Source organism: uncultured Xanthomonas sp., assembly GCF_964278005.1.
Lineage (GTDB): Bacteria > Pseudomonadota > Gammaproteobacteria > Xanthomonadales > Xanthomonadaceae > Xanthomonas_A > Xanthomonas_A sontii.
The window spans coordinates 506,844-525,998 of the sequence record NZ_CAXYKF010000015.1; the positions used below are offsets into that span (position 1 = coordinate 506,844).

Here is a 19,155-nt window from a genome sequence, read left to right on the forward strand (position 1 = left end):
CTCAGCCCTCGCGCACGCGCGCCGGCGCGTCGCCGGCGTAGTCTTCGGCGATGCGCTTCTCCAGTTCGTCGACGAACACCTGCATGTCCGCCGAGACCGCTTCGGCCTGGCTCAGCAGGTAGTTGTAGCCGAACAGCGCCGGGATCGCGACGGCCAGGCCGGCCACCGTGGCCAGCAGCGCCGCGGCGATGCCCGGAGCGATCGCATTGATGTTGACGTCGCCCGCCGCCGCGACTGCGGCGAAGGTGATCATCACCCCGACCACGGTGCCGAGCAGACCAAGGAATGGGCCGCCGGAGATGGCGATGGTCAGCAGCACCATGCCTTTGTGGATGCGCTGGCCCTCGCGCACCGCTGCCGCATCCAGTGCCGACCGGATCGCGGCGATCGATTGCGTGCGCACGATGCCGGTGCCGCTGGCCTGCAGACGCTCGCGCAGTTGCTGCTGGCCGACCTGCAGCAACCGCGCCAGGTTGGAGCGCGTACCGGCCTCGCTGCCCAGTTGTTGCCAGTGCGGCGCGTGCAGCGGATGCGTGGCGGCCTGCTGGCGGAACGCGTCGAGGAAGCGCGCATTGGCGCCGGCGGTGGCGTTGAGGTAGAGGCCCTTGCGCACCATCACCCACCAACTGATCAGCGCCATGAACGCCAGGATCACGATGACCGCCCAGGCGTCCGGGGTCAGCGCGGCGATCAGGATGCCGAAGTAGCCATGGCCGCCGTCGCCGCTGCGCTGCTCGACCGGGTCGAAGCGCAGCAGTCGCGCATCCACGCCCTGGCTGCGCGCCGCGGCCTCGATCGCGCCGACCGGGCGCGCGACCTTGGCGATCTCGACCTCGTCGAGCAGGCCGATGAAGTTCTGCTGCGCCGCGCCGGGGGCTCCGCCGAGAAAAACGCCGCCACTGGTGGCCGGCAGGCCAGCGGCGGCCTGGCCGGCCGGCTGACCATTGACGAACAGGGTGCTGGTCTTGCCGTCGCTGCGCAACGCCAGGTGCACCCACGTATCCGCCGCTACCGCCGTACTGGCGACAATGCGCGCGGGCGCCGCCGTGCCGCCCAGCTCCGCGACGGCCTTGCCGTCCTCCAGGCGCAGCACCAGGGCATCGGACAGCGCCAGCACGACGCCGGATGCGCCGGCGCCGGCCGGCTTGGCCCACAACGACACGGTCGCCGCCTGCGCCGCCGGCCAATTCAGCGACGCCGATGCGGGGACCTGCACCGGAGCGCTTCCGTCCAGGCGCAAACCGGCGCCGATTAGCGCCGCGTCCGCCAGCGCCAGCGGTGCGCCGGCATTGTTCCCGTAGGCGGTACTGTCGCTGCCGGCGGCCTGGGCGTTGGCGAAGTGGTACACCGCGACCGTGTCGGCGTCGTAGCTGCCCTTGGGATCGCTGCCGCCGCTGGCCTCGGGGTTGCCGAAGTAGACGTAAAGCGGCGTCGTCGCGTTGGCCGGCAGGTCCGGCAGGTCGACCCAGGCCAGTGCGACCTGGTCGACAAGCCCGTCGTATTTTTCGAAGTGGTACTTCAGCGGCGTGCGGTCGTCGCCCGCGACGAAGCGTACATCGCTGCCGTCGGCCTTGGCGTCGGCGAAATTGAAGTTGCCCGAGTGCAAGCGCACCAGCACCTGCGTGCGTCCTGCGGGCTGGGTCAGCGCGGCGCCGGTGGAGGTGGTGTCCACGCTGAGCTTGGCGCGGTAGTTCCATTTGCCGTCCCACCAGGTCGCTGCCAGCGCCGGCAGCGCCAGCAGCCACAGCCCCAGGAAAACGCACATACGCAGTCTGATCACGATCTACCCCGATTGGTGGTTGACGACGCCGGCATCAGAACTCGCTCCACAGCCGGAACAGCACGTTGATGTCTTTCTGTTTTTGCCCGCTCGGACTGGACAGCGGGGCGGCGACTTCCAGCACACCGTTGAGACGTTCGAAGGCCTTGAACGTCGCGCCCAGTCCAGTACTGACCAGCGTCTCGCTGGCCAACTGCTCGGGGAGCGGGGAATGGATGCGCACGTAGCCGGCATCGAGGAAGGCATGCAGGCGCGCGTCCTGCACCGTGCGCCCGGCGGCGGAGGCGAACGAGGGGCTGCGCAGTTCGAACTGGCCCGCCGCGCCGTAGTCGCCAAGCGCCTGGCTTTCGAAGTAGCCGCGCACGCTGTCCATGCCGCCGATGCTGAATTGCTCGTTGCTGATCAACGGTTCGGACGCCAGTTGCGTCTGCAGCCGCGCCGACCACTGGTAATCGCCGGCGAAACTGCGGGTCCGCGACACATCCGCACGCACATGGAAGAAGTTCGCGCGCGCCTGGTAGCGCTTGACGTCGAAGCGCGCGCTATCGTCGCCGGCGCCGCGCACGTTCATCGTCGCGGTGAGTTCCAGCGTATCGGTGCCGCGCGGCGTGCTCCAGGTGGCGCTGTAGGCGGCACTGAGCGGCAGGTAGTGGATCGGTGCCGAACTGCGGTCGCCGCCGAACAGGGTGTCCTCGCGGAAATCCTTGTCGTCCACACCCAGGCTCAAGGTATGGAAGAAGCCGGCATCGCCCGGCAGCGTGCGGATCAGGCGCAGGCCGTACAGACTGCCGTTGCCGATCACGTTGAAGCCGCCGATCGCCGCGACTTCGCTGTCGCTGCGCACCGCGTAGCCGAGCAACGACCAAGGCGAGGCGCCGAAGCGCGCCAGGTACGAGGCCGACACCACCCGGGCATCGGAAGGATGCTGTGGCGCGGTCTGCGCGGAGACGGTGAAGCTATGGCCGCGCTGCCATAGATTGTCGTAGCGCACCGAACCGCTCAGGCGCAGCTCTGCGGTGTTGGCGCTGTTGCGGTTGTTGAGTTCCAGGTTGCCGTGCAGCGGCAGGCTGTCGTCGACGTTGAGATCGACATCGACCGTATTCGGCCGCGCGCCGGGTTTGACATCGGGCGTGACGCGCCGGTCGGGCCATTGGTTCAAGGCCACGATATCGCGCTGCACCGCCGCGAAGTCGGGCACGCCCCCCTCGGCGAGCGAGTTCGCGCCGCTGGCGATCGCGTCGGGAGAGAAATATCGCGCACCATTGACCCGCAAGCGGCCGATGCGCTGCTCGCTCACCTGCAGCGTGACCAGGCCGCGTCCGGCGTCCTGTTCGGGGATGCTCACCGCGACGGTGGCCAGCCCCTTGTCCGCGTACAGCGCCTGCAATGCCGCGCGCGCCGCCTCGACATCGGCTTCGCTGCGCTGCGGTCCGAGAAACGGATAGACCGCACGTTCGATATCTGCCGTGCCCAGCGTGGTGTTGCCGATGACCTGGTAGGCCATGACATCGAACCGCGCCATCGGCGTATCGCTGGCCCAGGCGTGCGGCATGCCGCACGCGGCCGCCCCAAGCGCCGCGAAGAATCGCCACTGCATCTGCAAACATCCCCTGTCCTGCGCAAGCGGCGAGAGCGCCGCTGGAAAGATCGCCTCGAATGCGGCGGGAACTTAGAAGCGAAGGATGACCGCGACCAAAAAGTTTTATGACGTCACGTGCAACAAGCGGTGCCTGATTGAAATAATTCCGCGATATCTACGATATGAATGCGCGACGAACCCAGGATTATATGGATGCAATCCCCAAATACACGGGGACACCGATTTGAAATACAACGCATCACGTCAAAACGTTTGTCTACATAATGATCCAATAGGTGGGTGCTGCCATGCGGTATCGATCGCGAACGCGACGAAAGCCATGGCACGTTCTGCGGGCAGCGGACCACTCATGTGCCGATCGGGCGCACCGGTGCCCGGTGCATCGATCGGCGAGGCGCTGTCGCACACGCGGCGACAACGCGCCGACTGCCTGCCCTCGTGACGGCGCTGTGCTGCGATCTCCAGTCCGCGCACCGGCCGCGGCGTGCTGCGCTCGGCGCGAGCCCCATCGGCAACGGCTGCAGCTTCGATGCCGACGATCGCCGCGGTGTTGGCAGCCGCCCACGACGCAACGCTGCCGGTCCTCCTGGATCTGAATGGAGCAGGGCGGTCGCGCCTGGTTCTGCGCGGCGCGCCGGCTTGTGGCTGCGATCAGCGAATGCCGCTGCGGGCTTTTGCATCCTTGCCGCGCGTTGCGTGCAGATCGCCAAGCACGTGCGACGGCAACGGACATCGTGGAGCGACTGCGTACGGTGATCGCCGCACCAGGCAGAGGCGACGACCAGTCCGGATCGCCGAGCATAGATGCCATCCTGCGCAGGGCCGCCTGCGCCACTCCCCCTCATGACGATCGCTTGGCGGTAGAGTGAGGCAAGGCCGACACTGCATCGGCCGCCCCATGCCGCAACCGGATCCCGCAATGCGTGTAGCCAGCACCGCCATCCCGACCGGAACCACCCCCGCCGAATGGCGCTCCATCGAGCACGCCGCCACCCGGGAACTGCAACGCCGCACCGAGGCGGCGCATACGGCGGTGATCGCGCTGCTGCAGACCCACGCCGCTGCGTTCAGCGCGAAACAGCGCGCCCAGATCCGGCGGCGGTTGGCGCGGGGCGGCTGAATCCCACGGCCGCAGGTGCGGCAGTGCGATATGCGAGGGGTGCGTGATGCCGCAGCCAGCGAGGGAATGACAGGCGCCATCGACCGGCGTCGCATGCCCAGTTGTCAGCGCCGAGGCACACGCGGTCGGTGAGCCAACGAGGCAGCCGCCCGCGTGCCGCGTGTCCGGCGCCGACCATGTCGCTGATTGCCACACAACCTCGGCTATCATCGACCGGACGCTGAGATGAGTAAGGATATGGAAGTGCGACTCACGCGCGAGCAGGTCCTCGCGCTTGCGCCGGATGCGGCATCGGCCAAGGCGGCCGCCGGCCTGGCCACGGACGGGAAGTGGGGCCTGCTCGGCGCCGACGCCGAGGTGCTGTGGGGAGAATGCCAGGGCAGTGGCGCCAAGCCCTACCAGACCCAGGTGGACCTGGTCGCGCTGGTCAGCCGTTGCTCGTGCCCCAGCCGCAAGTTTCCGTGCAAGCACGGGCTGGCCATGCTGCTGCTGTATGCCGACGGCAACCCGCGCTGCGTGCCGGGCACCCGCCCGGCCTGGGTCGAGGAATGGATGCAGGGACGTCGCGAACGCGCGGCGCGCAAGGAGGAAGTCGCCGCCAGCAAGCCGCCGCCCGATCCGCAGGTCCAGGCCGCGGCGGCGGCCAGGCGCGAACAGGCGCGTTGGGCGCGCATGCAGGCCGGCGCGGCCGAACTGCAACGCTGGATCGCCGACCAGTTCCGCCAGGGCCTGGCCAATCTGGGCGCGGAGTTCGACCAGGACGCGCGGCGCATGATGGCGCGCATGGTCGATGCGCAGGCTCCCGGCCTGGCCGCGCAGTTGGAGCGTGCCGTGGGCGAGGGCGGCCGCGATCTCGCGCAGCTCGCCGACCTCGGCGAACGCCTCGGCCTGTTGCAACTGTTGGCCCAGGCGGTGCCGCGCGCAGGGGCTTTCAGCGCCGCGCGCCAGGCGGACCTGCGTGCCGCACTGGGCTGGCCGCTGGAGCGCGACACCGTGTTGCGCGAAGGCGAGGCGGTGCACGATCGTTGGCATGTGCAGGGCCAGCACCTGATCGAGCAGCCGGGCAATCTGCTGGAACGCCGGGTGTGGCTGCAGGGCCTGGACAGCGGCCGCCCCGCGCTGCTGCAGGAGTACAGTCACGGCGGGCGCGGATGGGAGCAGCATTGGCGCAACGGTCATGTGCATGCCGGCTGCCTGCATTTCCATCCGGGTACGGTGCCGTTGCGCGCCGTGCCGGGCGAACTCGATGCCGGCGTGGAGGCTGGCGCCGCGCTGCCGCGCACCGACACCCTGGACGCCGCCGCCCGTGCGCATGCGCTCAACCCATGGCTGCCGCAGGTGCCGATGCGCCTGCGGGAGGCGCAGATCGCGCACGACGGCCGCAGCGTCCGGGCGCAGCACAGCGAAGGCAGCCTGCCGTTGCAGCTGCCCGCGATGCAGGGCTGGGCGCTGCTCGCGTTCGCCGGCGGTCATCCTGTCTGCCTGATGGGCGAGTGGGACGGCGACACGCTGTGGCCGCTCAGCGCGTGGAACGCGCAGGGCGAGCGTTGGGAAAGGAGCGCGGCATGAACGAGGCCTGGTTGAAACCGGCGCTGCTGGGCATCGATCGCCCGCAACGGATTCCCCTCGATGGCGCACTCGGCGAGCTGCTCGCCGCCATCGCCACGCAGGACGATGCCGCACTGGGCTACAGCCTGCAGGTGGGCGCGTTGGCCGCCTGCCGGCGTGCGGCGCTGCGTCTCGGCGCGCCACTGCTGCTATCGCCGCCCGCGCCGCCCGATCCGCAAGCGCTGCCCGCAGACCATGCCTGGGTGCCGCTGTTGCGGGCGCTGTTCGCCAGCGCGCAGCCCGCAGCGTGGCTGAAACGCCTTCGCCACGAAGCCTGCCTGCAGCTGGCCGCACGCGGCCAGCATCTGCCGGTCGCAGTACTGCCGCAGGCATTGGACGCAGGCGCGCGCCTGAGTGCGCTGCGGGGCGCATTGCGCCCAGTGCTGGGCGCGCGTGGCCGCTGGCTCGCGGCGCGCAATACGGAGTGGACCTACGCCGCCGATGCGGTAGTGGCGGCGCAGACGCCGGCCGATCTGGCGCGGATCTGGGAGGAGGGCACGTTCGATGCGCGCCTGCTGGCCTTGCGGCAGTTGCGCGCGTCCGACCCCGACGGCGCGCGCCAGCGCCTGCAGGACGCGCAGAAGGAACTGTCCGCACGTGAACGCGCCGCCTGCGTCGATGCGTTGTGGCCGCAGTTGTGCGAGGCCGATGCGCCGTTCCTGCAGCAACTGCTGAAGGACCGCAGCCGCGAGGTCCGCCAGTTGGCCGGGCCGATGCTGGCGCGGTTGTCGTCCACCGCACATGCGCAGTACCTGCAGGCGCAGATGTCGGCGGTGTTGCAACAGCAGCGCACTGGCCTGTTGCGCCGAGTGAGCTGGACCCTGGAGGCGCCGAGGGCGGCCGATGCCGGCTGGAACGAGGCGGCCATCGACAGCAAGCGGCCCGACAGCGACGCGCTCGGTGAGCGCGCCTGGTGGCTCTATCAACTGGCGCGGCAGTTGCCGCTCGCCTGGTGGTGCCGCACGCTGGAGAAGACCCCGCAAGAGGTGCTGGCCTGGTCCCGCACCACGGAGTGGGACGCCGCCCTGCTGCGTGCCTGGCTGGAGCAGGTGGACGCCAGCGAGCCGGCCTGGGTGGAAGCCCTGCTCGACGTGGAGCAACGGCAGCGCAGCCCGAGCGAGCTGCTGGCCCTGCTGCCGCCGGAGCGGCGCGAGCGCTACTGGCCGCCGAGTACCGCGCAACTGCAGCGGCAGGCGCTGCTCGGCGAGGTGCTGGCCGGCACCGCCCACGGCCAGCACTTGAGCGCCGCCTATTCGCAGTCGCTGGCGACAGACCTGGGGTCGCTGTTCGGCGCTCCGATGCTGCGCCACGACTATCTGCTGCGCGACGCGCTGCTGGAACTGCTCGCCGTCCTGCATCCATCCGCATTGCCGCGGGTGCAGGTGGCCGATCCGCCGGCGGACGCCAGCGCCGCCTTGCTCGACTGCGTGCAGCAGGCCCGCCAGCTTCTGGTCCTGCGCCAGAGCCTGCACGCCGCATCCTGATCCTCACGCCTTTCACTGGAGACCTCATGAGCACTGCCGTCCTGCGCCAGCACGCCGAACATCAATACGCCGAGGAACTGGAGGAACTGCGCCGCCAGGACAACCGCCAGCGGCCTGCCAACTGGCAGCTGTCGCCCTGGGCGGTGGTGACCTACCTGCTCGGCGGCACGCTGGAGAACGGCTTCGTGGTCAGCCCCAAGTACATCGGCGACCGCCGCCTGATGGAAGTGGCCGTGGCGACCATCGCCACCGATCGCGCCCTGCTGCTGTTCGGCGTACCGGGCACCGCCAAGTCCTGGGTGTCCGAACACATGACCGCGGCGATCAGCGGCGATTCCACGCTGCTGGTGCAGGGCACCGCCGGCACCAGCGAAGAGCAGATCCGCTACGGCTGGAACTATGCGCAGCTGCTGGCCAACGGGCCCAGCGAGAAGGCGCTGGTGCCGAGTCCGCTGATGCAGGCCATGCGCCTGGGCAAGATCGCCCGCATCGAGGAGCTCACCCGCATTCCGGCCGACGTGCAGGACGCGCTGATCACCGTGCTGTCGGAAAAGACCCTGCCGATCCCGGAGCTGGGCAGCGAAGTGCAGGCGGTGCGCGGCTTCAGCGTGATCGCCACCGCCAACAACCGCGACAAGGGCGTCAACGAACTGTCCAGCGCGCTGAAGCGCCGCTTCAACACCGTGATCCTGCCGGTGCCGTCCAGCGAGGAGGACGAAGTGGCGATCGTGCGCAAGCGCGTGGCCGAAATGGGCGCGGCGCTGGACCTGCCGGCCGAACCGCCGGCGCTGCAGGAAGTGGCGCGCGTGGTGCGCATCTTCCGCGAGTTGCGCAACGGCGTCACCGAAGACGGCAAGGCCAAGCTGAAGAGCCCGACCGCCACGCTCTCCACCGCCGAGGCCATTTCCGTGATCAACAACGGCATGGCCCTGGCCGGCCATTTCGGCGACGGCGTGTTGCGCCCCGGCGACATGGCCGCCGGCATGATCGGCGCCATCGTCAAGGATCCGGTGCAGGACGCGCTGGTGTGGAAGGAATACCTGGAAACCGTGGTGAAGGAGCGCGAGGACTGGAAGGATCTGTACCGCGCGTTCCGCGAGCAGGCCTGAGTGAGCCGTCGTCGATGAGCGAAGCCATCTCCCTGTTCGGCATTCGCCACCACGGTCCCGGCTGCGCGCGCAGCCTGGTGGCCGCGTTGACGGCGTTGCAGCCGGACTGCGTGCTGATCGAAGGGCCGGCAGGTACCGAAGCATTGCTGCCGCACGTGCTGGAGGAGGGCATGCAGCCGCCGGTGGCCCTGCTGTCCTATTGCGTCGACGACCCGCAACTGGCCGTGTTCCATCCGTATGCGGCGTACTCCCCGGAATGGCAGGCCATGCACTGGGCGCTGCGCAACGGCGTGGCGGTGCGCTTCATGGACGTGCCGCCGGCCCTGACCCTGGAATGGCAGTCGCAGGCGCGTGCCGAGCGCGTGGCTGCGCCTGCAGACCAAACGTTGGAGCCGGCGGACACGTCGCCACCGGTGCAGGACGCCGCCGACGCACCCGAGGACGAGCGCGCCGAGGTGCGCCCGTCCGATCCGCTGGACTGGCTGGCGCGCGCCGCCGGTCATGCCGACGGCGAGGCCTGGTGGAACCACATGGTGGAAGAGCGGGGCGACGGGCAGGGGCTGTTCGATGCCATCGCCGAGGCCATGGCCGCCGTGCGCGAACACACGCCGGAGCCTCCCGGCCTGCGCGGCGAACACGAGGCCGTGCGCGAAGCCCACATGCGCAGCGCGCTGCGCAGTGCCAGCAAGGCGTTCACGCGTGTCGCGGTGGTTTGTGGCGCCTGGCATGTGCCGGCGCTGCAGCCGGACGCGTTGCGCGCCAACAGCGCCACCGCGGACAGCCGCCTGCTCAAGGCGATGCCCAAGCGCAAGACGCAGAGCACCTGGGTGCCGTGGACCTATCGCCACCTGAGCATGGACAGCGGCTACGGTGCTGGCGTGGAAGCGCCGGGCTGGTACGACCACCTGTGGCGCAGCAGCGGCGTCCACGACCAACGCGCCGTCGGCTGGTACGCGCGGGTGGGGCGCCTGTTGCGCGACCACGGACTCGACTGCTCGTCGGCGCACCTGATCGAGGCCACCCGCCTGGCCGACACCCTGGCCGCCTTGCGTGGTCATCCGGCCCCTGGCCTGGAGGACATCGCCGAAGCCAGCCGCGCGGTCATCTGCAATGGCGACGATGCGCCCATGCGGCTCATCCGCGAGCGCCTGATGGTCGGCGACGCCCTGGGTCAGGTACCCGACAGCGTGCCGGCGGTGCCGCTGCAGCGCGACCTGGAGGCGCAGCAGAAGCGCCTGCGCCTGAAACCCGAAGCGCTGGAAAAGACCCTGGATCTGGATCTGCGCAAGGACACCGACCTGGCACGCAGCCATCTGCTGCATCGGCTGCGCCTGATCGGCATCGAATGGGGCCGGCTCGCGCGCACCGGGCAGTCCGCACGCGGCACCTTCCACGAAATCTGGCAACTGGCCTGGCAGCCGCAGTTCCTGGTGGACCTGGTGCAAGCCAGCCGCCACGGGCAGACCCTGGCCGATGCCGCGTCCAGCATGGCCATTGCGCAGGCGCGCAAGGCCGAGGCGCTGCCGGCGTTGTCCGCGTTGGTGGACCAGGTGCTGCTGGCCGATCTGCCGCAGGCGGTCAGCGCGATCGCCGCCGAGCTCGAGGCCCGCGCCGCCACCGATGCCGACCCGCTGGCGCTGCTCGGCGCACTGCCGCCGCTGGCCAACGTGTACCGCTACGGCAATGTCCGCCAGACCGAGGGCAGCCAGGTCGCGCACCTGTTCGACAGCATGCTGGCGCGCGCGGTCGTCGGCCTGACCCTGGCGCTGTCCAGCCTCGACGAGGCCCGCGCCGAGCAGGCGCGCAGCATCGTCCTGGACGCCGATCGCGCCATCGGCCTGCGCGGCGATGCGGACGGCAGCGCCAACTGGCAACAAGCGTTGCAACGCGTGGCGCTGTCGCCGGCATGCAACGCGTTGCTGCAGGGCGTCGCCCTGCGGCTGCTGTTCGACACCCAGGCGGTGCAGGGCACCACCGTGCACCTGCAACTGCAGCAGCACCTGTCGCCGGGTGCCGAACCACTGCAGGCCGCGCAATGGCTGGACGGCTTCCTCAACCGCAACGCCACCGTGCTGCTGCACGACGACGCCGTGTGGCAGATGATCGACGCCTGGGTCGTGGCGCTGGACGAGGCGCAACTGGTGCGCGTGCTGCCGCTGGTGCGGCGCACCTTCGCCGCCTTCCAGCCCGCCGACCGCCGCGACCTGGGAACGCGCGTGCGTCAGGCGCCGTTGGAGAAAACCGAGGCCGCTGTCGTCCCCGATTGGAACCTGGCCCGCGCCGAGCGCGCCGTGCCGACGCTGCGCGAACTGCTGGGATTGCCCGCATGACCGACACGCCATCCACGCCCGACACGCCCACCTCGCGCGCGCAGCGCTGGCGCCTGATCCTGGGGCAGGAGGCCGAATCCAGTTGCGGCGCCTTGCCCAAGCCGCTGCAGGGCATCGACCAAGCGCTGGCCGCCCTGTACGAGCCCGATGGCCCAGGCGGCCTGGGGCGCCGCGGCGGGCGAGGGGCCTCCTCGCCCAATGTGGCCCGCTGGCTGGGCGACATCCGCCGCTACTTCCCCTCGTCGGTGGTGCAGGTGATGCAGCGTGACGCCCTGCAGCGCCTGGATCTGACCCAGATGCTGCTCGAAAAGGAAATGCTCGAGCAGGTGCAGCCCGACGTGCACCTGGTCGCCAACCTGATCGGCCTGACCCAGGTGATTCCGGCGCAGACCAAGGACACCGCGCGCATGGTCGTGCGCCAGGTGGTGGAGAGCCTGCTGCGCCAGCTCGAGGAACCGATGCGCTCGGCGGTGACCGGCGCCCTGGACCGCGCGCGCCGCAACCGCCGCCCGCGGCTGGCCGAGATCGACTGGCACCGCACCATCCGCAGCAACCTGCGGCACTGGCAACCCGACCTGCGCACCGTGGTGCCGCAGGACCTGGTCGGTTACGGCCGCAAGGCCAGGAAGCCGCAACGCGAAGTGCTGCTGTGCATCGACCAGAGCGGCTCCATGGCCGCCTCGGTGGTGTATTCCAGCATTTTCGGCGCGGTGATGGCCTCGCTGCCGGCAGTGTCCACGCGCCTGGTGGTGTTCGACACCGAAGTGGTCGACATGAGCGAGCAACTGGACGATCCGGTGGACCTGCTGTTCGGCGTGCAACTGGGTGGCGGCACCGACATCCACCGCGCCGTGAGCTATTGCCAGAGCATCATCCGCGAACCGCACAACGCCATCCTGGTGCTGATCTCCGACCTGTACGAAGGCGGCGTCGAGGAGCGGTTGCTGGCGCGTGCCCGCGAACTGGTCGAATCCGGCGTGCAGTTCATCGTGCTGCTGGCCCTCAGCGACGAAGGCACACCGTCCTACGACCGCGCCCTGGCCGCCAAGCTGGCGGCACTGGGCGTGCCGTCGTTCGCCTGCACCCCGGACGCATTCCCCGGCCTGATGGCCGCGGCGATCCGCCGTGACGACATCCAGCAGTGGGCGGGGGCGCAGGGATTGGTGACGGTGCGGTGAGGTTGGTGGGTGTGATGGTGTCTGGGTTGCGGACCGCCTTGGGCCTAGGTGATTTTACATAAGATACATACGAGGCGCGTTGCTTTCGGGAGCCGTTGCAGATAGCGCGTTTCCGGCTATCCCAATTACGCATAAAAAAACGGCGGCGGTCGCTCCCAGCCGCTTGTAGAGCTTTGCCCATTCGCGGCCAAGTTCACCCTGGTCTTGTTCCGATCTGATCAGCAGCAGCCAAGGGCCGGCGTCCTGCCCGGCGATCTTTGCTAGCTGGTGGATCCGCTCGTCTGGTATCGGCTTATTGCCTTTTTTCCATTCGCTCAGCACACCGCTGGTGATGTTCATCTGCTCGGCAAGGCCGCGCAGGCTCTTTCTTAATGAACGCTGAATTGCAAGTTCGATCAATGTGTTTATGTGCATGATCGCTTCCTAAATGGTATGCAGTGCTTCCCGATTAGCATACACTTGGACCGCTTCCTGATTGGGAAGCACCCAGCCCCCGGCACCCCCCGGGGTGTCTGGGGTCCAGGGTAGGGGTAAGGGGCAACACATGAACATCGATCAGTACAACCGCCTTCAGCCGCGGATTGTCGACTTGCAGCGCGCTGCGTTGGAGTTCGCGGAACTCGGCCTGACGAAGGTCTCGCGTCACATCCTCGCCGCGGTTTTCACCGCCCAGAAGATCAAGCCGACCAAGGCGGCCGTTGCAACCCAGCCGTCCGAGCCGTCCGAGCCGTCAAGCCTCACCGCCAAGCTCTCCGTAGATCAAGCGAAAGAGCAATTTGGTTCCGCACCGAAGAAGGGGAAGGGCGCCTAACGCGCCCGTTTCTTCGTAGGGGAAATTCGCATGTTGCACGAGTACGAAATTCAGCAACGCGATGGGCGGCGCTGGGTCGTCGTGGACGTGTGTACCGATTACCACGATGCATTGGAACAGAAGCTAGAGCATGTGGCTGCCGAGGTTGAACACGGTCGTCTCTTTGCCCTGGTGATTCGTGACTTCCGTGTGCGTCGCGTTTCTATGGGGGTTCCGTGATGTATACCGGCCAAGATATTGCGCACATTTGCGCCCTGGTTCTCGCACTATTTTTGCTCGCGTTCTGCGCACTACGTGCTCTGCGCGCTTATCTCGACTACCGTAAGGACGTTCTGTTTAGGCGCGTCGATTCCGCCTATCGTGCAGCCGCCATGATCGCTGAGGCGAAACGGTCGGTGCGCCGTGGATGACAGCAATCTCAAGCTTTGGCAACTGATCGACCAGCGCAAGCAAGCGACGACGAACGAAGAACGTGACCGATTCGACCGACTGATAGAAGCACGCATCAGGTTGGTCGGATCGGGGCAGGGCGATGCCCAATGAACGCTCACTTTCCGAACCGTCCTTGTTACCACTGCGGGGGCAACCTCCAGACGATCAATGCGGCGGATGTGGCGTTGACGGTCTGCACCAGCTGCGGGCTGTTGACCTCGAAGCGCAGGGCTATGCAGAACTCCTACAGCGCATCCCTTGGCAGCAGTTTTGGACGCTCACATTTCGGCTCAATAAAACAGGCCGAAACGGCGGCGTCCACGCCGAGGCCGCAGACAAAGCGTTCCGCTTCTTCGTCAGCAGCATCAACCGCAGCCTGTACGGCGCTCGATGGTCTGCACGGCCCCACGGTGGTCTCCAATGGGCGCGCGGCCAAGAGTTCCACCGAGACGGCCGCCTGCACTTCCACGCCGTTGCAGCTGCGCCTAACGACGATTTAAACCGCCTCATCAACCGGTACGAATGGCACGAGTTTTGGTACCGCGAATTTGGCCGCAACAAGATCGAAGCGCCACGCAGTCAATCGGATATCACCGGCTACGTGTCGAAGTACGTAACAAAGGGCGGTGAGGTCGATTTCAGCAAGAACTTTGGCGCGTGGTTGCCACCGCCAATCGACTACACCGCACGACCCGAGCAACACGCCTTGATCGCAGGCGACCAGCTTCACCGCGATCACCGGGTGGCCCGCAGCGAGCTGCGCACTGGGGAACAACAAGCGCCTACCACGTCCTCCTCCGGGGGGGTAGGGGGGGACTTAGCTTGACCCCACAGTACCGCCCGAAATTTGCAGTAACCCCAACCGTAAGCAAGCCAACTCAACGACAGAGAGAACACACGAATGAACGCTCCCAAGATCACCATCAATGGCCCCGTCGATACCCGCAACGTCACCACGTCCAAGGGACTCCCCCGCGCGATCTACAGCCAGAAAGCCACGCTCGAAACCGAACTCATGCGCGTGCAGATCGACGTCGAGGTCGACGGCCCGAACTCCGGCTATCCGGTCGGTGCCGTCAAGGAGTGGGACATCGTTGCCGACCTCGTGCCGGGTCGCTTCGGTCCCGAGCTTGCCCGCCGTATGACCCTGGTCGATCCCCAGGGCGCGCGCGCCAAGGCCGCGGCCTGAGTCATGGCGCGCGTCCTCACCTGCATCGACCCCACGCCGGCGCAGGACGGTACGTGCGCTCAAACCGCCTGGGTGGACGAACCCACCTGGGTGCACATGCTGCCCACTGTTGATCAGGCCAACCAAGTGGGCGCGGCCATCTTCACTTCGGTGATGTTGGTCGCAGTCGCAAAACGCCTGCTCTTCCCACCGCAAGAGAGAGAACTTCAATGAACAGCAACACCCGCAAAACCATCCTGCTGCGCGCCAAGGCCAAGGCGCTGTCCCTCCGCAATCGCGTCGTCGTCTTCGTTGTCGCGTTTGCCACCGCCCCTGCCTTCGCCATGGCGGCGGATGGCGACTTCGACGTGTCCACCATCCTCAGCAAGGTGACGCTGTACGGCGGTTATGCCCTGGCGATCATCCTGGGTTTCGCCGCTGCCGTCTGGGGTCTGCGTGCTGCCGGCCTGATCGGCGGCCGTCGCTGATCGTCCTTCCGTGTCGTTTTAATTGGGGCGGGAAACCGCCCCTTTTTTTAGGGGAATTTTATGGAAGGAATGGTGATGCTTCTTTGGTGGCTGATCCTCACGTCCGTTGCTGCGAGGGTGTGATGCGCTGGCTCGCGCGTTACTTTGCTCGCGCTGTTGTCCGACGTGTCGCCTATCTGGCTGTTGCAGGCGTTCTCGCGCTAGCGTTTCAGATGTGTTCGCAGCCTGCGCACGCCCAGGCGCAGGACTGCTTTAGCAACGTCCGTTATGGCGTTGTCTGTGCTGATCAGGGCGAGGCCAAGGCGGGCGTGTATGCCAACCTGATGAAGTATAAGAAGCCCAGGAACATGATTTGTTGGGGTGATGAAAGCGGGTCTCAGGTCTATGGGTACGTTACGGGCGAATCTGATTCCCCTTCGTGCAACGGTAGTTACGCCGTTGATTTTTCGCGTCAGTGGCCTACCGAAAAGACGTGCGCGGCGCGCAATTCCACGCCGCTCGCCGATGCGAAAATGTGGTACTCGGCCCCTGCTACGTGCGTCTCAGGTTGTCAGATTCAGGGCGAGGCCATAAGTCAATCTGTTGGTGGCGTTACGGTTTATGGCATGCGTAATCGCACCTACACCGGTCAGACTTGCACGCCTCAGACAATCGATGCTGACGCGCCCATTTCTACGTCCGATAGCGCGGACAAGCAGCAGGATGCGACCAAGCCTAAGCCGCCCGAGTGCACTGCTCTAGCTGGTGGTCAGACAGGATGTATGAAGCCCAACGGCGATTACTGTGCCACGTCCTCTACAGGCAAGACTTTCTGTTGGCAGCCCAATGAAACGGGAAAAAAGACTGACGGGTCGGACGCTCAAGTCAAGTCTAAAAAGGGTGAGCCTGTGACACCGCCCAGTGTCACCATTCCGGATCAGGAATGGCAACGTAAGGAAGGGCATCAGAATACTGCGTGTGTTAACAATACTTGCAATACTTATAATGTCACTAATTATTCAAGCGTAGGTGCTGGAACATCAAAAAACTCAACTGGCGATAATAGCACCGATGGAACTGGCAACACGTCTGGCAATGGCGCTCCTGGCAAAGGCTCTAAGGATGGTGATAAGGACGGCGACAGTGACAGCGCGTCTGATAGTGGCAATTGTGCTGCTCCGCCTGCTTGTACAGGTGACACCCTTAAGTGTTTGCATCTGAAATACACTTGGAAAAACCAGTGCAACACTGCTCATAATGAAATATCAAAAGGCGATGGGTGCGCTGATAGCGATGTGCCTGTTTGCGCTGGCTCCAGTTGCAAGGCGGAGGCATACGCTCAGCTATTGCAGCAGTGGCGTTCTCGCTGTGCTTCCGAGTCGATGCGTAAGGGCGTCGAGGATCAGGCGGGGCAGGGCGATGGTGACGACGGAAAGGGGTCTATATTCATAACGGATAGCGATAAGCCTGGTTTAAATGAGGGGCTTATATCTTATGGCGGTGGCGAACTTGGGTATAACTTTGACGTTGAGGGCATTAAATTCCAGATGCCTCAGAGGGTTCTAGATTTCATTCCAATATTGCGAATGCTTATAATAGCTGCAGCGACCTTATATGCCGTTTCGATTGTTCGGGGGCAGTGATGAGTCTTTTTACTGATGGCCTTGGCGTCTGGCTTTCCAAGATAATTATCACCAAGGCGGCCCGCTGGGTCACAAAGACCTTTATTGGCCTCGGTGTTGGCCTGGGAAGTTATGCGCTCATATTGCAGCCCCTCTTAGATTGGGCTGTTACCAAGTGGCAAGCCATGCCCGGGAATATTGCTGCTTGGTTGCACGCGCTTGGTATAGACGTGGCGGTGTCAATCATCCTCAGCGCTTACGGCTTTAAGGGTACGGAAAGGCTATTCCTGCGGAGGCGTGATATCCCATGAGTATTTATAAGACTGCTGCCATGTCGATTCTTACGGGAATCCTTGGCAGTGGCAAAACACTGCGTGCCGTACAGCTGATGAACGAAGCCATTAAAGATGGCGAAAAGGTTTATCAGTCCGGCTTTAAGGGGCTGACCGTTCCCGGGGTTATCGATTGGGAGGACCCGCGGCAGTGGCAGCAATTGCCCCCAGGTTCTATTCTTTTCGTTGATGAGGCTCAGAAGTGGTTCGGCGAGCGTCGATCAGGTTATGCCCCTGATTACCTCAAGGCGATGAATACCATGCGCGGCGAAGAGGGTGTGCGTATGGTCTTGCTTACTCAGCATCCAAAATACCTCGATAGTCACATTAAGGATTTGGTTGGTTGCCATGAGCATCTGCTGCGCGAATCAGGCAAGCTGTCTTCTAAGCTGTTTCGTACCGATGAAATCATGGAAGACCCGCGTAGTCCGCGCGGTCGCGCAAAGGCAGATAGTGAGACGTTCCGGTTTCCAATTGAAACCGCTGGAAAAATGTATGTATCTGCCAATAGCGATCACACCATTAAATATCGCATGCCTGCCCTGGTTAAAAAGGCCATTCTTATTGGCGGCGCTGGTGCTCTCCTGCTGGGTCTGACGTGGTACTTCATGTTTCGCGGTGCTTACAAGCAGATAGCGGACGCCGAGCCTGCCGGTGCCGCCGCCGCCGGCCCGGCCACGCCGGGTCGTAGCGGCGGCACCGCTTCCCCTGGCGTTGCTGCTGAGCGTGTGGTTCCGCGTACAGGAAGTGACTACGTCGCGTCTATTACGCCCCTTGTACAGGACGTGCCTTGGTCCGCTCCAGCCTACCTGGCCAGGCCGGTCGTTTCCGATCCGCACGTGTACTGCATGAGCACGTCCAACAGTTGCAGGTGCGTCACTGAGCAGAACACCCGCATGGTTGTCAGAGACGACGTTTGCCGCGATATCGCGCGCAACGGCGAACCTTACAACCCCTACAAGGCGCCTCAGCGCGTGCAAGAAGCCTCGCAGCGTTATGACGCAGGGCAGGGTAGTGACCATCCTTCTCATGCTGCCCCGATAGCGTCTGGTGTGCCTGCCGGCGGTGTTATATCCAAGCAGCCCCGCGCTCTCGGCACCTTCCCAGAGTCCAAACCTTACCCGAGCTCCAGCGTCACTCCTCCCACAACTCTTGAAATGTGACTATGGAAAGCATCGATTGGATTGCCACTGCTCAGCTAGCTGTTTTCCTAGTACTTTGCCTGGCTGGGATCTTTTCCGGTGTTCATGCCACTCTGCGTATTCGCCATTTTGAACGTGCCAGACGCAGACTAGAAGCTGAATCCTACATGCGTCGCCTTCATCAGCATGAGCGTGACGTTTTTTATGATCCTTTCGATTAGCGCCACGGGTTTTCTTCGCATGGCATTGCACGTCCTTGCTTTAGCAATGACTCAAATCCATGCTCTGTGTGTATCAGTAGCACGCCACCTTGGCATCGCACATTGTCAGGCCAATCCATGCGCCCGTATCGCTTAGGGGCGTCCTGTGGCCTCTGCTGACTTACTTCTTCAGCCGCGTTGTGCGTGATCGTCGGGCAGGGTTGTGCGTCGTTTCTTTCTTGCTGCAATGCGCTTCGGTTCGCCAACGCTCCAAACCCTGCGCCTATGAATGCTAGCCCCAGTGCAAACGCTGTTACTTGCCATCCTGTCTTGCCCATGTTTGCTCCATGCTGCTGGTGCCGCATTTTGGGGTGCAGGGGCGTGCCCCTGCGTAGACGCCTTATCCTGCCATCTGCCCTGAGTGTCTGTCCCGCCAGGTCGCAAGATCAATGATGACCACTTTCACCATCTGCTGACCGGCTCTTTTGCGGCCAGCTTCGGCCTTTCGCCGTGATGCGTAGCCCGCCCGCAGCAGTTCCATGTGATCGCGCCACGCCAAACCCTTCAGCCGTTCGGGCGTCATCCTGTCGCCATCTGGACTGACTAGGTAGTTGCCGGCCACACGCCAGCCCGCGAAGCGACCACTCAGATACTCACACATGCGTCAATCCTTCCTTGACCTCGGGGAGGTTTGCCGGGACGCAAGAGTGATGCCAGAAGCAGCCGCAGGAGTCCCCAGTAGTATCGGCACGCACTTAACATAAGATACATT

Annotated in this window: 20 protein-coding genes; 16 read left to right on the top strand and 4 right to left on the bottom strand. The window is 65.2% G+C overall.

The window, feature by feature from the left end:
- Nucleotide 1: 1 nt before the first annotated feature.
- Entirely contained in the window at nucleotides 2-1,780 is a 1,779-nt protein-coding gene (locus ACHWVH_RS10675; protein WP_394687112.1) for a DUF2341 domain-containing protein, read from the bottom strand.
- Between the two features lie 34 nt (nucleotides 1,781-1,814).
- Nucleotides 1,815-3,377, bottom strand: coding sequence for a ShlB/FhaC/HecB family hemolysin secretion/activation protein (locus ACHWVH_RS10680; protein WP_267123206.1), 1,563 nt, complete (start codon nucleotides 3,375-3,377; stop codon nucleotides 1,815-1,817).
- 922 nt (nucleotides 3,378-4,299) lie between these two features.
- On the opposite strand from ACHWVH_RS10680, the gene ACHWVH_RS10685 reads away from it, so the two are divergent.
- From ACHWVH_RS10685 to ACHWVH_RS10710, 6 genes are all read left to right on the top strand, one after another.
- On the top strand, nucleotides 4,300-4,500 hold the full coding sequence (locus ACHWVH_RS10685) for a hypothetical protein (protein ID WP_017910369.1): 201 nt from the start codon (nucleotides 4,300-4,302) through the stop codon (nucleotides 4,498-4,500).
- 225 nt (nucleotides 4,501-4,725) lie between these two features.
- Complete coding sequence (locus ACHWVH_RS10690; RefSeq protein WP_394687113.1) at nucleotides 4,726-6,069, top strand: SWIM zinc finger family protein; 1,344 nt, start codon at nucleotides 4,726-4,728, stop codon at nucleotides 6,067-6,069.
- Complete coding sequence (locus ACHWVH_RS10695) at nucleotides 6,066-7,592, top strand: DUF5691 domain-containing protein (RefSeq protein WP_394687114.1); 1,527 nt, start codon at nucleotides 6,066-6,068, stop codon at nucleotides 7,590-7,592. Before ACHWVH_RS10690 ends, ACHWVH_RS10695 begins: the two co-directional genes overlap by 4 nt.
- Nucleotides 7,593-7,618: 26 nt before the next feature.
- Nucleotides 7,619-8,701: an AAA family ATPase gene (locus tag ACHWVH_RS10700; protein WP_017910372.1), complete on the top strand. Its 1,083-nt coding sequence runs from the start codon at nucleotides 7,619-7,621 to the stop codon at nucleotides 8,699-8,701.
- Nucleotides 8,702-8,715: 14 nt separating this feature from the next.
- Complete coding sequence (locus ACHWVH_RS10705; protein WP_394687115.1) at nucleotides 8,716-11,031, top strand: DUF5682 family protein; 2,316 nt, start codon at nucleotides 8,716-8,718, stop codon at nucleotides 11,029-11,031.
- Nucleotides 11,028-12,209 carry a vWA domain-containing protein gene (locus tag ACHWVH_RS10710; RefSeq protein ID WP_394687116.1) on the top strand — a complete coding sequence of 394 codons (1,182 nt, stop codon included), beginning with the start codon at nucleotides 11,028-11,030 and terminating at the stop codon, nucleotides 12,207-12,209. The genes ACHWVH_RS10705 and ACHWVH_RS10710 overlap by 4 nt, the downstream gene beginning before the upstream one ends.
- A gap of 54 nt (nucleotides 12,210-12,263) precedes the next feature.
- Here ACHWVH_RS10710 and ACHWVH_RS10715 read toward each other — a convergent pair whose 3' ends face one another.
- On the bottom strand, nucleotides 12,264-12,623 hold the full coding sequence (locus tag ACHWVH_RS10715; RefSeq protein ID WP_394687117.1) for a DUF3693 domain-containing protein: 360 nt from the start codon (nucleotides 12,621-12,623) through the stop codon (nucleotides 12,264-12,266).
- A gap of 130 nt (nucleotides 12,624-12,753) precedes the next feature.
- On the opposite strand from ACHWVH_RS10715, the gene ACHWVH_RS10720 reads away from it, so the two are divergent.
- The 10 genes from ACHWVH_RS10720 (at nucleotide 12,754) to ACHWVH_RS10765 (ending at nucleotide 18,204) form a co-directional block, all read left to right on the top strand.
- Nucleotides 12,754-13,020: a hypothetical protein gene (locus ACHWVH_RS10720; RefSeq protein WP_394687118.1), complete on the top strand. Its 267-nt coding sequence runs from the start codon at nucleotides 12,754-12,756 to the stop codon at nucleotides 13,018-13,020.
- 30 nt (nucleotides 13,021-13,050) lie between these two features.
- Nucleotides 13,051-13,239 (top strand): hypothetical protein, encoded by a 189-nt coding sequence (locus tag ACHWVH_RS10725; protein ID WP_267083453.1) that lies wholly within the window; start codon nucleotides 13,051-13,053, stop codon nucleotides 13,237-13,239.
- Between the two features lie 183 nt (nucleotides 13,240-13,422).
- The gene (locus ACHWVH_RS10730) at nucleotides 13,423-13,563 is read left to right on the top strand and encodes a hypothetical protein (protein ID WP_394687119.1); all 141 of its coding nucleotides are present in this window, start codon (nucleotides 13,423-13,425) and stop codon (nucleotides 13,561-13,563) included.
- Nucleotides 13,553-14,278 (top strand): hypothetical protein, encoded by a 726-nt coding sequence (locus tag ACHWVH_RS10735; protein ID WP_394687120.1) that lies wholly within the window; start codon nucleotides 13,553-13,555, stop codon nucleotides 14,276-14,278. The genes ACHWVH_RS10730 and ACHWVH_RS10735 overlap by 11 nt, the downstream gene beginning before the upstream one ends.
- A gap of 75 nt (nucleotides 14,279-14,353) precedes the next feature.
- Entirely contained in the window at nucleotides 14,354-14,641 is a 288-nt protein-coding gene (locus ACHWVH_RS10740; protein ID WP_267083455.1) for a hypothetical protein, read from the top strand.
- A gap of 3 nt (nucleotides 14,642-14,644) precedes the next feature.
- A complete protein-coding gene (locus tag ACHWVH_RS10745) occupies nucleotides 14,645-14,854 on the top strand; it encodes a hypothetical protein (RefSeq protein ID WP_267083456.1) in 210 nt (69 codons plus the stop codon).
- Nucleotides 14,851-15,108: a hypothetical protein gene (locus ACHWVH_RS10750; protein WP_394687121.1), complete on the top strand. Its 258-nt coding sequence runs from the start codon at nucleotides 14,851-14,853 to the stop codon at nucleotides 15,106-15,108. The genes ACHWVH_RS10745 and ACHWVH_RS10750 overlap by 4 nt, the downstream gene beginning before the upstream one ends.
- Before the next feature lie 122 nt (nucleotides 15,109-15,230).
- Nucleotides 15,231-16,730: an A coat protein gene (locus ACHWVH_RS10755; protein ID WP_394687122.1), complete on the top strand. Its 1,500-nt coding sequence runs from the start codon at nucleotides 15,231-15,233 to the stop codon at nucleotides 16,728-16,730.
- The gene (locus tag ACHWVH_RS10760; RefSeq protein WP_394687123.1) at nucleotides 16,730-17,020 is read left to right on the top strand and encodes a DUF2523 family protein; all 291 of its coding nucleotides are present in this window, start codon (nucleotides 16,730-16,732) and stop codon (nucleotides 17,018-17,020) included. The genes ACHWVH_RS10755 and ACHWVH_RS10760 overlap by 1 nt, the downstream gene beginning before the upstream one ends.
- A complete protein-coding gene (locus ACHWVH_RS10765) occupies nucleotides 17,017-18,204 on the top strand; it encodes a zonular occludens toxin domain-containing protein (RefSeq protein WP_394687124.1) in 1,188 nt (395 codons plus the stop codon). The genes ACHWVH_RS10760 and ACHWVH_RS10765 overlap by 4 nt, the downstream gene beginning before the upstream one ends.
- A gap of 579 nt (nucleotides 18,205-18,783) precedes the next feature.
- Here the strand turns inward: ACHWVH_RS10765 and ACHWVH_RS10770 are convergent.
- The gene (locus ACHWVH_RS10770; protein WP_394687125.1) at nucleotides 18,784-19,044 is read right to left on the bottom strand and encodes a DUF3653 domain-containing protein; all 261 of its coding nucleotides are present in this window, start codon (nucleotides 19,042-19,044) and stop codon (nucleotides 18,784-18,786) included.
- Nucleotides 19,045-19,155 lie beyond the last annotated feature (111 nt).

Coding starts and splice junctions, on each gene's coding strand:
- ACHWVH_RS10680 (WP_267123206.1), bottom strand. CDS start 3,377: ATGCAGTGGCGATTCTTCGCGGCGCTTGGGGCGGCCGCGTGCGGCATG.
- ACHWVH_RS10685 (WP_017910369.1), top strand. CDS start 4,300: ATGCGTGTAGCCAGCACCGCCATCCCGACCGGAACCACCCCCGCCGAA.
- ACHWVH_RS10690 (WP_394687113.1), top strand. CDS start 4,726: ATGAGTAAGGATATGGAAGTGCGACTCACGCGCGAGCAGGTCCTCGCG.
- ACHWVH_RS10695 (WP_394687114.1), top strand. CDS start 6,066: ATGAACGAGGCCTGGTTGAAACCGGCGCTGCTGGGCATCGATCGCCCG.
- ACHWVH_RS10700 (WP_017910372.1), top strand. CDS start 7,619: ATGAGCACTGCCGTCCTGCGCCAGCACGCCGAACATCAATACGCCGAG.
- ACHWVH_RS10705 (WP_394687115.1), top strand. CDS start 8,716: ATGAGCGAAGCCATCTCCCTGTTCGGCATTCGCCACCACGGTCCCGGC.
- ACHWVH_RS10710 (WP_394687116.1), top strand. CDS start 11,028: ATGACCGACACGCCATCCACGCCCGACACGCCCACCTCGCGCGCGCAG.
- ACHWVH_RS10715 (WP_394687117.1), bottom strand. CDS start 12,623: ATGCACATAAACACATTGATCGAACTTGCAATTCAGCGTTCATTAAGA.
- ACHWVH_RS10720 (WP_394687118.1), top strand. CDS start 12,754: ATGAACATCGATCAGTACAACCGCCTTCAGCCGCGGATTGTCGACTTG.
- ACHWVH_RS10725 (WP_267083453.1), top strand. CDS start 13,051: ATGTTGCACGAGTACGAAATTCAGCAACGCGATGGGCGGCGCTGGGTC.
- ACHWVH_RS10735 (WP_394687120.1), top strand. CDS start 13,553: ATGCCCAATGAACGCTCACTTTCCGAACCGTCCTTGTTACCACTGCGG.
- ACHWVH_RS10740 (WP_267083455.1), top strand. CDS start 14,354: ATGAACGCTCCCAAGATCACCATCAATGGCCCCGTCGATACCCGCAAC.
- ACHWVH_RS10745 (WP_267083456.1), top strand. CDS start 14,645: ATGGCGCGCGTCCTCACCTGCATCGACCCCACGCCGGCGCAGGACGGT.
- ACHWVH_RS10750 (WP_394687121.1), top strand. CDS start 14,851: ATGAACAGCAACACCCGCAAAACCATCCTGCTGCGCGCCAAGGCCAAG.
- ACHWVH_RS10755 (WP_394687122.1), top strand. CDS start 15,231: ATGCGCTGGCTCGCGCGTTACTTTGCTCGCGCTGTTGTCCGACGTGTC.
- ACHWVH_RS10760 (WP_394687123.1), top strand. CDS start 16,730: ATGAGTCTTTTTACTGATGGCCTTGGCGTCTGGCTTTCCAAGATAATT.
- ACHWVH_RS10765 (WP_394687124.1), top strand. CDS start 17,017: ATGAGTATTTATAAGACTGCTGCCATGTCGATTCTTACGGGAATCCTT.
- ACHWVH_RS10770 (WP_394687125.1), bottom strand. CDS start 19,044: ATGTGTGAGTATCTGAGTGGTCGCTTCGCGGGCTGGCGTGTGGCCGGC.